10 protein-coding genes and 2 pseudogenes are annotated in these 12,800 nt (G+C 63.1%); 1 reads left to right on the top strand and 11 read right to left on the bottom strand.

Annotated elements, in window-relative coordinates:
* Positions 1–230 precede the first annotated feature (230 nt).
* From ACK4FZ_RS11110 to ACK4FZ_RS11065, 10 genes and pseudogenes are all read right to left on the bottom strand, one after another.
* A complete protein-coding gene (locus ACK4FZ_RS11110; RefSeq protein ID WP_409820837.1) occupies positions 231–1,250 on the bottom strand; it encodes a carbonic anhydrase in 1,020 nt (339 codons plus the stop codon).
* 71 nt (positions 1,251–1,321) lie between these two features.
* Positions 1,322–2,200 carry a DMT family transporter gene (locus ACK4FZ_RS11105; protein ID WP_409820835.1) on the bottom strand — a complete coding sequence of 293 codons (879 nt, stop codon included), beginning with the start codon at positions 2,198–2,200 and terminating at the stop codon, positions 1,322–1,324.
* 114 nt (positions 2,201–2,314) lie between these two features.
* Positions 2,315–2,956, bottom strand: a pseudogene (locus tag ACK4FZ_RS11100) (methyl-accepting chemotaxis protein); the annotation flags it as partial.
* Positions 2,923–3,066, bottom strand: coding sequence for a hypothetical protein (locus ACK4FZ_RS11095; RefSeq protein WP_409820853.1), 144 nt, complete (start codon positions 3,064–3,066; stop codon positions 2,923–2,925). The gene ACK4FZ_RS11095 and the pseudogene ACK4FZ_RS11100, both read right to left, overlap by 34 nt.
* A gap of 106 nt (positions 3,067–3,172) precedes the next feature.
* A pseudogene (locus ACK4FZ_RS11090) lies at positions 3,173–3,922 on the bottom strand (MCP four helix bundle domain-containing protein); the annotation flags it as partial.
* Positions 3,923–4,029: 107 nt separating this feature from the next.
* Positions 4,030–5,346, bottom strand: a complete 1,317-nt coding sequence (locus tag ACK4FZ_RS11085; RefSeq protein ID WP_409820833.1) for a sigma-54-dependent transcriptional regulator — start codon at positions 5,344–5,346, stop codon at positions 4,030–4,032.
* A complete protein-coding gene (locus tag ACK4FZ_RS11080; RefSeq protein ID WP_409820851.1) occupies positions 5,343–7,118 on the bottom strand; it encodes an ATP-binding protein in 1,776 nt (591 codons plus the stop codon). The genes ACK4FZ_RS11085 and ACK4FZ_RS11080 overlap by 4 nt, the downstream gene beginning before the upstream one ends.
* Positions 7,119–7,130: 12 nt before the next feature.
* Positions 7,131–7,499, bottom strand: coding sequence for a DUF1850 domain-containing protein (locus ACK4FZ_RS11075; RefSeq protein ID WP_409820831.1), 369 nt, complete (start codon positions 7,497–7,499; stop codon positions 7,131–7,133).
* Positions 7,499–9,526, bottom strand: coding sequence for a TRAP transporter permease (locus tag ACK4FZ_RS11070; RefSeq protein WP_409820829.1), 2,028 nt, complete (start codon positions 9,524–9,526; stop codon positions 7,499–7,501). Before ACK4FZ_RS11070 ends, ACK4FZ_RS11075 begins: the two co-directional genes overlap by 1 nt.
* A 172-nt stretch (positions 9,527–9,698) precedes the next feature.
* On the bottom strand, positions 9,699–10,640 hold the full coding sequence (locus ACK4FZ_RS11065; protein ID WP_409820827.1) for a TAXI family TRAP transporter solute-binding subunit: 942 nt from the start codon (positions 10,638–10,640) through the stop codon (positions 9,699–9,701).
* A gap of 273 nt (positions 10,641–10,913) precedes the next feature.
* Here ACK4FZ_RS11065 and ACK4FZ_RS11060 point away from each other — a divergent pair, with 273 nt between their 5' ends.
* Positions 10,914–12,005, top strand: a complete 1,092-nt coding sequence (locus ACK4FZ_RS11060) for an NAD(P)/FAD-dependent oxidoreductase (RefSeq protein ID WP_409820825.1) — start codon at positions 10,914–10,916, stop codon at positions 12,003–12,005.
* A gap of 23 nt (positions 12,006–12,028) precedes the next feature.
* Here the strand turns inward: ACK4FZ_RS11060 and ACK4FZ_RS11055 are convergent, their stop codons facing one another.
* Entirely contained in the window at positions 12,029–12,796 is a 768-nt protein-coding gene (locus tag ACK4FZ_RS11055) for a substrate-binding periplasmic protein (protein ID WP_409820823.1), read from the bottom strand.
* Positions 12,797–12,800 lie beyond the last annotated feature (4 nt).

Here is a 12,800-nt window from a genome sequence, read left to right as displayed (position 1 = left end):
GAGCCAGACACTTACACCTATCGGTTATTTGGTTTGTTTAAAGAGCGGTGCTGACTTCGTTTCGTTTGCGTCGTCAGCTGAGGAGGCGAACTATACCCACCCCGCCCTGGGCCGTCAACACTTTCTGCGAGAAAAATCACAAATACTTGCATTTATTTTATAAGTATATGACTTATATGGATGTAAAAAAGCCGCCCATTCGGGCGGCTTGCTAGGAGTAGCCGTTATGGCTAGTGGCCTGCAGCCGGCGCCGCGCTCATACCGGTTGCAGCATTAAAGAAATTACCGGCTTTGGTGAGGGCTGCCAGCTTGGCCGGGTCGGTTTCACCATTGATATTGGTGATGATCAGCTTGCCCTTGCCTTGCTTGAAGTCGTTGCGGAAGTCGTAGAAGGCGCCGATGACGGCCAGCTTGCCGGATTCGACTTCACCACCGAACTTGAGCATGGCAGCGTCTACCTGGTTATTCACGTTCATCAGCGCCCCTTCGTTGACGTTGATGCCTTTAGGGATGTTGATAGTGAGCAGCTCTTTCTGGATCGGGCGTTCCAGTTTGCTGAAGTCACCACTGGCGGCAGCCACGGCACCGCATACGGCATGACCGACAAACATCAGTAACGGCGTGTTGAGGTGCCGCACGCCGTACTCGACCGAACCTTCCGAGGTGGCCAGCTGGTTACCGATATTGCGCACCATGAACAGGTCGTTGACGGCGTCGCCGTGGAAGGCGTTGCTCTGCACGCGCGAGTCGGCACACGTCACCACCATGGCGCGCGGTGTCTGCTTGCTGGCGAACTTGTCGAAGTAGGCGCTGTTATTGCGCTTCATATAGTTGCTGTTGGCCGCCAGCATGGCTTTGACCAGGTTTTGCACCTTGCCAACTTCGCCACCGTGGTCGTGATCGTCATGCGCCGCGTGGCTGCGGTGCACTGCAGCCGGCTTGTGGGGACGTGTCTTGTGACTGGCGGTTTTGTTGCTGCCGTGTGCCGGGGCATGACTGCTGGTACGCACAGGTGCCGCAGCGTGCGCCACCTGCTTACGAAGCGGGTGGATGGAAGGCTGCAGGGTTTCCGGTGTCTTGCTCGCGTGCGTAGTATCTTCTTTGATCGCGGCCGGGCCATGGTTGGCCGCGCTCGCTGGGGCCGGTGCTGCTTTGTGGACAGCGGCAGGGGCATCGCTAGCGATGGCCGTAGTGGCGGCAAGGCTCAGTAATGCAGCCAGCAGCGTGTTTACCATCGCGGGGTATTTCATATGTGTACCTTCCAGGTTAACGGGTCTGTTGTCAGTATCGGCAGCAGAACGAAAAACTCAATTGCCGGATATCAGGCTTTTTCACTTTTACCGCGCCATTGACTGAGCAAGACACCACCCAGTACCAGCAAGCTGGCCAGTGCTTGTACGCCATTGAGACGCTCGTCAAGAAACAGCCAGGCGAGTAACAGCGTAAACAGCGGGATGAGGTTGATGAAAGCGCCAGCCAGCGCCACGGGTACTTTACCGACGGCCCAGGTATACATGCCGTAGGCGCCCAGCGTGATACAGGCCCCGAGGTACACCACCCACAGTACGGCGTCGAGCGGGAAATGCTGCGGCCAACTGGCCCACGGCGTCAGCAGTGCCGCGCCAAACCAGACGCTGCCCATCAGCGTCTGGGTGGCGGTAATGACCAGCGCCGAATAGCGGCTGGACAGTTTCTTGGCGATCAATACGTAGCCGGTGGCGCACACCATGGCCAAGAATTCCAGCAGGTTGCCCAACGCCGGGTTGGGTGCACTGGCGTCGGCCTGGCTGCCGCCGGTCAACAGCAGTACGCCGCCCAGCGACACGCCCAGACCCAGCCATACGGTGCGCGGTTGGCGGTCGCGCAGCAGGAAATGCGCGCCGACGGCCACCAGCAACGGCAGCGTGGCGGTGATCATGCCGGCTTGCGACGCACTGGTATACAGCAACGCCTGCGCCTCGAACAGGAAATACAGGCAGGGCTCGCACAGCCCCATCAGTAGCAACCAGCGCCAGTCACCGGCTTGGTAACGCCAACGTTGGCCGCGGCCTAGCAGAAAGGGCAGCAAGCAGATGCTGGCGATGATCATGCGGCAGAACAGCACGAAGAGCGGGTCGAAGACGGCAAACACCGTCTTCAGCGCGATGAAGGAACTGGACCACAGCAGCATGGCGGCGGTGAGGGCGATATAGGGCAACATGGTGACGCCTGTCATACATGAGGCTGAGCAGTGTGACGCAGCAGCATGCCGGCGTCAAAATGACCGCGGCCAACCCGCCGGGGTTGGCCGCAAGGTGGTACCGCGGTAGCGGTGCTACAGCTTGTAGGCCGATACCGTCTGCTGCATCAAAGCCGCCAGTTCGCGCAAGCGCCCGGCCTGGGCCGACGCCTCGCTGGCGGCCATCGCGTTATCGTTGGCCATGCTGGCCACGGTTTCCACCTGGTGGGCGATGCCGTCGGTGGCGGCCCCTTGCTCGCGAATGGCCAGCGTGATTTCACCCACCAACTCGCAGCTCTGAGACGCGCTGCCCACGATGTCGCCCATCACTTCGCTGGCGCGGCCGGCTTCGGTGACGCCGCTTTCCACCCGCTCCACCGCCGCCTGCATGCGCGCAACAGCACTACCGGACACACTCTGGATGGCGCTGACGCTGGCCGCAATTTCCTGGGTAGACAGCGCGGTGCGCTCGGCAAGCTTGCGTACTTCGTCGGCCACCACGGCAAAACCGCGCCCCATCTCGCCGGCACGGGCCGCCTCGATGGCCGCATTCAGTGCCAGCAGATTGGTCTGGTCGGCCACATCGCGGATCACCGACACCACGCTGGCGATGTCGCGGCTGCGCTCGTCCAGCTGCGCCATATTGCCGGACGCCTCGCCCACGGTAGTGGAAATGGCATGAATGCTGGCCACGGTATTGTCGATCACCTGGCGGCCACCGCTGGCGCTGTTACCGGCGGTGCGCACCAGCTGGTCGGCTTCCTGGGCGCGATCGCCAACATGGTTGATGCTGACTGTAATCTGCTCCAGTGCTGCCGCCATCGCCGCCGCCGATTCCGACTGCGCATCGGACCCGTGTGCTACTTTCTGCGCTGCACCGGCGACGGCCTCGGAAGCCTCGTTGATCTGACGGGCACCATCCATGATGCGACCAAGACTGCCACGCAGGCTGTCGATCAGCTGGTTAAGCGCTCCGAGCATCTGGGCGATCTCGTCATTGCCGCGCACCTCGGCACGACGCGTAAAGTCCAAGTTGGCCGCAATGTCCTGCATCAGTTGACGGGCACCACCCAAACCGCGATCAACCTGGCGATAAACAGCAAAGCCGATCAAGGCCACCAGCAAGGTACCCAACAGCGTCAGGCCGATGGTGATCCCCAGCGACTGATTCTGGATGGCAACCGAGCTGATCTTGTTTTCTTCTACATAGGTGTTGTTGTATTTGGCGTGCTTGTCCAGCGCCTCTACCGCCTGCTTCACAGCCGGCAAATTACTCTCATACTGCTGGCGAGCCTCTTCGCTGCGCTGCTGCGAAGAAAGGGAAATGATATTGTCGTAATAACTCCATACTCGCAGTAACTTCTGACGCTCGTCATCCAGCAAGCGCTGGTCTTCCGGGTCGGCTACCAACGACTCATACGACTTCAGCGCGGCGTCGATCAGCCTGCGCTCTTCTTTCAGCTCGGTTTCTATCGCCTGGCGACGACTGGCATCGGTACTGACCACATGCAGCAGCACCAAACCGTTGTAATCGAGAAAGTTGGCTCGCGCGTCGGCCAGCAGCTGGATGCTGGCAATGGTGGTCTCGGAGTCATCCAGTAACGCCTGGAAGCGTTTCAGCTGCCAGATGGCTCCGCTGCCCAACACCAGCATGCCGATCACGGTGATCAGTACTAGTAAGCCTAGTTTGTGTACGATCTTCATCGCGCGCCCCCCTGCCCGTATTAATTATTGAAACAATGTATGAGTCAATAAATAGTATGCACAAGTCAGCCCGTAGTGAGGTGAAATAGCCGTGATGTCTGTATGTTTTACGATGGCCTGTAGCGCGCAGGTTGAATACCGTAGCGTGCCAGCTTGTCGTACAAGGTTTTGCGGGCAATGCCCAGTGCCTGGGCTGCAGCGCTGACGTCTCCGCCGACGCTCAGTAATACCGATTCGATGGCCCGGGCCTCGAACTGCTCCACCTGCTGCGGTAGGCTGCCACTCGCCGTGGCGGTCAACTCGTCCTCCAGACCCAGCACCCAGCGCTCGGCGGCATGCGCCAGCTCACGGACATTGCCCGGCCAGCGGGCCGCCAGTAAGGCAGCAAGGTTGGCCGAGGCCAGCGCCGGCAGCGGGCGCTGAAAACGCGCTGCGGCGCGCTGGGCAAAATGCAGGAACAAGCGCGGAATGTCTTCGCTACGTTCACGCAGCGGCGGCAAGCGCAGGGTAATCACGTTCAGGCGGTAGTACAGGTCGGCGCGAAAGCGGCCGGCGTCGCTTTCCTGCTTCAGGTCCAGCTTGGTGGCAGCCACCACGCGGCAACGCACCGGCTGGGCGCGGTTACTGCCCAGGCGCTCTACGCTACGGGTTTCCAGTACCCGTAGCAGCTTGGCCTGGAGTGACAGCGGCATGCCTTCGATCTCGTCCAGAAACAGGGTGCCGCCGTCAGCGTGCTCGATCTTGCCGATGCGCCGCTTGCTGGCCCCGGTATAGGCGCCGGGCTCGGCACCGAACATCTCGCTCTCGAACACCGTTTCGGGCAATGCCGCGCAGTTGATGGCCACAAACTCGCCGCGGGCTCCAGGCCCGCTCTGGTGCAGGGCGCGCGCAACCAGCTCCTTGCCGCTACCGGTTTCGCCCAGTACCAGCACATCGGCATCGGTTGCCGCCACCGTTGCCAACCGGGCCTTGAACTGGCGGATAGCCGGCGAGTCGCCCAGCAGCAAACTGTCGATGGTGCCGTGCTCGGCCCGCAAGCGGCGGTTTTCCAGCTGCAGGCGGCGCTGGGCCAGCGCGCGCGACAGCACCTCCAGCAGCCGCTCGCGCTGCCATGGCTTTTCCAGAAAGTCCCACGCACCGTCGCGCATGGCCTGCACGGCCATGCCGACATCGCCGTGCCCGGTGACCAGCGTAACCGGCAGCTCCGGGTCGGCCTGCCGCAATGCGGCCATGAGCTGCAAGCCATCCATGCCGGGCAAGCGCACGTCGGTCAGCACGATGCAGTCGGGGTGGCGGGCAAAGTGCTGCAGTGCCGCTTCGGCACTGTCGCAGGCGTGGACGGCGTAATCGGCCAGCTCCAGCGTCTGACAGCAGGCCTCTCGCACGGAAGGGTCGTCTTCGACCAGCAGGATATAGGGCGTCATGGGCTGGCAGTATCGGCTAGCGGCAGGCGCAGGGTAAAGCAGGCGCCTCCTTGTGGCAGGTTGGCCGTGGCGATCTCGCCACCGGCATCGCGCACGATGCCGGAAACAATGGCCAAGCCCAGCCCCAGGCCCTGGCCATACGACTTGGTGGAGTAAAACGGCTCCAGCACCCGTTGCGGCTGCTCGGCCGGCAAACCGGGGCCGTTGTCGCTGACTTGCAGGATGGCCTGGTCTTGTTGGTAGTACAGCTGTACCGTCACCTGCCGCTCCGGCTGCGCCGCCAGCGCATCAGCGGCATTGCGTAACAGGTTGCCCAGCAGTTGCTCGGCCGCCAGCGGGTCCAGCGGCAGGCTGTCGTCGCTGGCCAGCTGCCAGTGGCAGGCGACACCCCGGCCAAGCAGCATCTCGTCCAGCGCCGGTTGCAGGCTTTGTAGACGACAATGGCCGCGCACCGGGCGGCGGGTAGCAAACAGTTTGAGTTCGGCCGTCATCGCGGCCAGCTTGTCGGTTTCACGCAGGATGCGACCCAGGTTGGCGTCGGCGTCGTCCCAGCGTGATTTGGCCAGAAACAGGCGGGTGTTATCGGCAAAACTGCGCAGTGCGGCCAGCGGCTGGTTCAGTTCGTGGGCAATGCTGGTGGCCATGCGGCCCAGCGCGGCCAACTTGCCGGTACGGATCAGCTCGGCCTGAGTGTCGCGCAGCGCCTGTTCGGCTTGCAATCGCTCGGCCACTTCGTCCTGCAGGCGCAGGTTGGCCGCAGCCAGCTCGGCGGTGCGCTCGGCGACCGTGCGTTCCAGTGTCAGCTGCGCCAGTTGACGTTCGCGCATGCGGCGCCATTGCAGCCGCAGGTACAGCGCGCCCAGCGTCAGTGCCAATAGGGCAAGGCTGGTGACGGCACCGGTTAGCCACGCTTGTTCGCGCAACGGGGCACGATCGCCCAGCAGCAGCATGCGCCAGCCGATGCGGCCCACCGGACGGCTGGCCAGCAGGTAATCCTGCCCGCCGATACCGACCACGTCACGCCCCTGCCAAAGGAAGGGCAGCGTTTGCAGCGGCGAGGTGTAGTACTGGCGGGTGGCGGCCAGACGGCTACGAACCGATTGTGCCAGCGGCCACAAGGTAGCGAACTTCCACGCACTGCTGCCAGCCAGCGTCACCACGCCTTGCTGGTCGGCCACCAGCACCTTTTCACCACTGTGTGCCCACGCCGCTTCCAGCCCGCCCAGATCGATCTTGGCGACCACCACACCCAGGATGCGGCCATCCTGCCTGACCGGTCGGGCAATGAACATGCCCGGTAAACGCGTGGTGGCACCCACACCGTAAAACCGCCCGGTACTGCCTGCCAGCGCGCTGCGGAAGTAGGGGCGAAAAGCGTAATTGTTGCCGACCAGGCTGTCGCTATGCTGCCAGTTGCTGCTCGCCAGGGTCGTGCCATGCACGTCCAGCAGAAACAGCTGGGCGGTGCCGGACTCCTGGTTCACCGCAGCCAGATAGCGGTTGATGGCGGCCTGCAGGCTGCTGTCTTGTGGCCGTTGCAGCAAGCCTGCCACGTTGGGGTCACGCGACACCACGTAAGGCAAGGCTTCAAAGCGGTCCAGCTCGGCGTCCAGGGCGGTGGTGTACAAGGCCAGGCGCTGCGACAAGGCCTCGCGCAACTCGTCTTGCCCCAGACGCCAGGCGTGCCAGCCAGCCAGCACGCCAAGCAGCACCACCCAGCCCAGCCAGAACAGCAGGCGGGCAGTGGTGCGGGACGGCGGTCGCGCGGGCATGGCAGTCACGGTTCAATCCTCGCAGGGCAACATACGGGTAACAGTATCGTCCGCCGGCAGCCAGTGCCACATCGGACGACACGGTTCACCGGGCAGGCACAGGCGGTAGTCGGGTACGTAGCGGCTGCGGGTAAGCAATACCTGTGGCACCGCCAGTTGCGGCTGGTAAGTCCAGGCACCGTCGTGCCAGCGGGCACCGTCGGGCACTTCCATGCCGGCCCCGCTACCGCGGATGGTGGCCGCGGCCAACCACAGGCTGTTTCCCCTTACCTGCCACTGCTCCTGCCAGTCTACCTTTTCGATAGAGTGCGTCCACACCAGCGTGAAGGTGGCCACCGCCAGCTTCACGCTGGCGGTGGCGGTTGCCAGACACAACGCCATCAGGCTTGCTGCAGCAGGGGCTGACGACGGTGGCGGTACAGATGCCACACCACAAACGCGGCACTGCCGGCAAAACCCAGTTCATCGGTCAGCGGCAAGGCCACCACCAGCAAGCAAGCGGCAACAAAGGCCAGCAAGCGCTCGCCCAGCAGCAAGTGACGCTGCCAGTAGCCAATGGCGACCACACCCCACAGCGACACCGCCAGCAGCGCTTTACCAAAGGCATAGCCTGCGGCCAACCAGTCGGCCTCGCCATTGAACTGCAACATCAGCGCCGGGGCATACACCGCCATGTACGGCACGATGAAACCGGCAATGGCGATCTGTACCGCACGAATGCCGATCTTCAGGCCGGACTCCCGCGCGATCGGTGCCGCTGCAAATGCAGCCAGCGCCACCGGCGGTGTCAGGTCGGCCATGATGCCGAAGTAGAACACGAACATGTGCGACACGATCAGCGGCACCCCCAGGTCCAGCAGTGCCGGCGCAGCAATGGCACTGGTAATGATGTAGTTGGGGATGGTGGGAATGCCCATGCCCAGCACCAGGCAAGTGAGCATGGTGAGTACCAGCGACAGGAACAGGCTATGGCTACCCAGCGCCACCACGTAACCGGCAAAAGTGGTAGCGATGCCGGTTAGCGTAATGCTGCCGATGATGACCCCCACCAGCGCGCAAGCCACACCCACCGGCAACGCATGCAGCGCCCCGTCTACCAGCGCGGTGTGCGCCGTCTGCAATACCGGACGGCCATCACGCTGCAACAGCAACAACACCGCCAATACCGCAATCAGCGCCATCGGCACGATGATGCCGCCCTTGGCAAAGCCCGCCGTCAGCAAACCCAGCCCCAGCCAGAAAATGACCCGCAACGCGGTTCCGCGAATGCGCAGCGCCAGTGCCGAGCCGAAGATCAGGATCACCGTCAGCACCAGCCCCATCATGCCGGAGAACAACGGCGTGAAACCGGCAAACAGCAGGTACACCAGGCCCAGTAGCGGCAGCAGCAAGTACCACTGTTCGCGTACCGCTTTCCACGGGTTGGGGCAGTCTTCCTTGGGCAAGCCCACCAACCCGGCGCGGCCAGCCTCCAGGTGCACCATCCAGAACACAGTAAAGAAGTACAATACCGCCGGCAGCAAGGCCGCCTTGCAGATATCCACGTACGGCACGTTGATGGTTTCCGCCATGATGAAAGCCACGGCACCCATCACCGGCGGCATGATCTGGCCCCCCATCGAGCTGGTCGCTTCCACCGCACCGGCAAAGTCGGCCCTGTAGCCAAACTTCTTCATCAGCGGAATGGTGAACTGGCCGGTGGTCACCACATTGGCCACGCCGGAACCGTTAATGGTGCCCATCAGGCCGGACGAGATCACGGCCACCTTGGCCGGGCCGCCACGGGTGTGGCCCACGGTGCCCAGCGCAAAGTCGTTGAACAGGCGGATCATGCCGGCCTGCTCCAGAAAGGCACCGAACAGGATGAACAGGAAGATATAGCCGGACGACACATAAGTAGGCGTGCCATAGATGCCTTCGGTACCGAAGGTCAGCTGGCCAATGATCTGGTCCAGCCCGTAACCGCGATGCGCCAGATCACCGGGCAGGTATTCGCCAAAAGCGGCGTAGCCCAGAAAAGCCAGACAGATCAGCGGCAAGGCCAGCCCCATCACCCGCCGCGCCCCCTCGAACACCAACAACAGGGTCACGATGCCCACGCCCATGTCCAGCGTAGTCATGTCACCGGCACGCTGGATCAGGTCGGCCTCGAATACCCAATGGTAAAAAGACAGCGCAAACGCCAGGCCAGCCAATACAAGGCCGGCCACACCGCCGCCAGCACCGCGCTGGCCACGCGCGTTGTACAGCTGGAACACCAGCAGCAGCAAAAAGCCCACGTGCAGCGCGCGTACCACGCTGCTGGAAATGGGGCTGAACGCGGCGGTAATGATCTGGAACACCGAGAACAGCAGCGCCGTCAGCACGATGCTGCGCGGCAGGCTGCCGTGTTGCGAGGTATCACTCATGAAACCACTCCTGCAAAAACCCGGTGCTGGCACACAGCATGCAACGGCAGGCCAACCCCCGTTGTACCTGCTGCCGCAACACGCTGCGGCCACACCGGCAAGACGTTGAAGCGGCCGCCGCCATTTGCCGCCTGACAATCGACGGCAAACGGGTGGACGCGGACCATGTGGCTTACTTCAGCAGGCCGGCTTCGCGGTAGTACTTTTCGGCGCCCGGGTGCAAAGGCATCGGCAGGCCCTTCAGCGCATTGGCCGGGTTGAAGGCCTTGATGGCGGAGTGGGCGTTGGCCAGCACCGGCAGGTTGGTGAACAGCTGCTTGGTCATCATGTAGACGGTGGCATCCGGCACCTTGTCATGCGTCACCAGCAGGTTGCTGATGGCCACGGTCGGCAGGTCGGCCGGCAGATCGTCATAGGTTTTGGCAGGAATTTTGGCCGGCTGGTAAGCCGGGTCACCAATACGGGCCACCACGTCGGCCGGTACCGGCACGAAAGTCACCTTCAGCGCATTCGCCAGGTCGCGGATGGAAGCCACCCCCAGGCCGGACGACTGCAGCGTGGCATCCAGCTGACGGTTTTTCATCAGCTCCACCGACTCGCCGAACGGCAGGAACTCCACCTTGGCAAAGTCTTTGTAGCTCAAGCCGGCAGCCTTCAGGATGGCGCGGGCATTCAGCTCGGTGCCCGACTTGGGCGCCCCCACCGAAATGCGCTTGCCCTTCAGGTCGGCCAACGTCTTCACCCCCGATTCGCTACTGGCCACGATCTGGATGTAGTTGGGGTAAATCGACGCCACCGCACGCAGCTTTTTCAGCGGCTGGGCAAAACCGGCCTCGGCATCCCCTTTCCAGGCGTCGGCAGCCGCATCAGCCAGCGAGAAAGCGATTTCGCCACGTCCTGCCTGCAACAGGTTCAGGTTTTCCGCCGATGCCTTGGTGGCCTGTACCGATACCTTGGCATTGGGCATGGCTTTGCCGTACAGCTGCGACATCGCCACCCCTACCGGGTAATAGACACCGCTGGTCCCACCAGTCAGGACGTTGATGAATTCTGCACCGTGGGCAAACGGGCTCAGGGCCAGGGCCAGGCCAAGGGTGGCAATGGGCTTTTTCATGTTGTCTCTCTCCTTTGTCGGGCGGCGTTACCGGCCCTGTCGTGTTGTGCAAAAGCGCGACAGACAGAGCAGACCGTGTGCCAGCAGCATCAACAATCTGAAAAATCACATCAAAACAATGATTTAACAAAAAAGCCGGCCACCCCTATACCGCTACCGTGTATGGAAATCCGCACACCACCTGCGCAGCTGTGCGGCCAACCGCACAGGCCGGGTAGCTACGCTTTACCCAAGCGCTGGCAGGCAGTACAAAGCCGGCAAGGAGACCACACCATGGACACAATCGATACCATCGTCATCGGCGCCGGCGTCGTCGGCCTGGCTTGCGCCCGGGCGCTGGCGCAAGCCGGCCGCGACGTGATGCTGGTGGAGCAGGAAACCGCCATCGGCCAGCACACCAGCAGCCGCAACAGCGAAGTCATCCACGCCGGCCTGTATTACGCCGCCGGCAGCCTGAAAGCACGGCTATGCGTGGCCGGGCGCGAGCAGCTGTACCGCTACTGTGCCGAGCGCAACGTGCCGCACCGGCGCATCGGCAAGCTGCTGGTGGCGGTGGACGCCGCCGACGCCGACAGGTTGGCCGCACTGCAGCGCCACGCAGCCGGCAACGGCGTGGCCCTGCACTGGCTGGAGCAGGCTGCGCTGCGCGAACGCGAGCCGGCGCTGCAGGCACACGCCGCGTTGCTATCGCCGGAGACCGGCATTGTCGATAGCCACGCGCTGATGCTGGCGCTGCTGGCCGACGCCGAACAGGCCGGGGCCCAGCTGGCGCTAGCGTCGCCAGTGCAGGCGGGCCGGGTGTGCGCCGACGGCATCGTGCTGCAGCTGGCCGACGGCTACGAGCTGCGGGCACAACGGGTGGTAAACGCGGCCGGCTTGTGGGCGCCCGCGCTGGCTACCGCGCTGCACGGCGTTCCACGTGAAACCGTCCCCGCCCCCTACTTCGCTCGCGGCGTGTACTTTGCGCTGCAAGGGCGCTGCCCGTTCTCGCAGCTGATTTACCCGTTGCCGGAAGCCGGTGGCCTGGGCACACACCTGACGCTGGACCTGGGCGGCCAGGCGCGCTTTGGCCCGGATGTAGAATGGATAGACGGGGTGGATTACACGGTGGACGCTGGCCGCGCAGAACGCTTTTATCGCAGCATCCGCCGCTGGTGGCCGGCGCTGGCAGACGGTGCACTGGCACCCACCTACAGCGGCGTACGGCCGAAGATCGTGCCGCCAGGCGCGCCGGATGGCGACTTTATCGTGCAGGGGCCGGCACAACACGGTGTACCGGGGCTGGTGAACCTGTACGGCATCGAATCGCCGGGGCTGACCGCCAGCCTGGCGCTGGCAGACGAGGTGGCGGCCTTACTGGCCTGAGGATGGCTGCGCGAGCTGCACGCTCAAGGCTGTGGCTCGGCATCGTACTGGCGGAAGATGGCGTTGTAACGGCCATCATTCTTCATCTCGCGGATACGGTAATCAATGCGCTGGCGCAGCGCCGGGTCGCGCCATAACACGGTTGCCTCGCGCGGTGGCAGGATGGCAAACACGTCAACCGGCTGGCGGGCATCGATTTGCACATCGTTACGCAAGCGCTTGCGGTACCAATCCAACACCAGACGGTCGGCCAGAATTACATCGACACGGCCGGCATACAGGCTTTTCACCTGCTGGCGCTGGTCGCCGGTTTCGCGGTAACGGCCGTGCGCCACCGCCTCTACGGTATCGAAGCTGTCGGGCAAGTCATTCTGGGCACCATCCCAGGCAAGAATATTCAGCCCGATCAGGTCCGCCGGTTTGTCCAGTTTGAAGTTGCGCTTTTGCAGCGCCAGCACCAGGTTGTCAAAAGAATGCAGGGGCCGGCCTAGCGTGCCTGGCAGCTTTTCGCGCTTTTGCGTCGTGGCCGACACGTCATACAGCGCGTCCACCTCGTTACGGCGGTAAAGCGCCAAGCGGCGGGCATACGGGTAGAACACCGGCTGTAGCGCCAAGCCCTCGGCCTGCAGTGCCTCTCGCAGCAGGGTGACAGCAATGCCGAGCTTGCTGTCGGCGTTAACCCACGGCGGACTGTGTTCGATAAAAGCGATGCGAATGACGCCTGCTGCCTGGGCTGGCAGCCACTGCACCCCCAGCACCAGCCCCAACCACACAAGTTTGTGCTGAACCATGGTC

Origin of the sequence: Vogesella sp., assembly GCF_046297735.1 — a bacterium.
Taxonomy (GTDB): domain Bacteria; phylum Pseudomonadota; class Gammaproteobacteria; order Burkholderiales; family Chromobacteriaceae; genus Vogesella; species Vogesella urethralis.
This window is presented reverse-complemented; position numbering and strand designations above follow the sequence as displayed.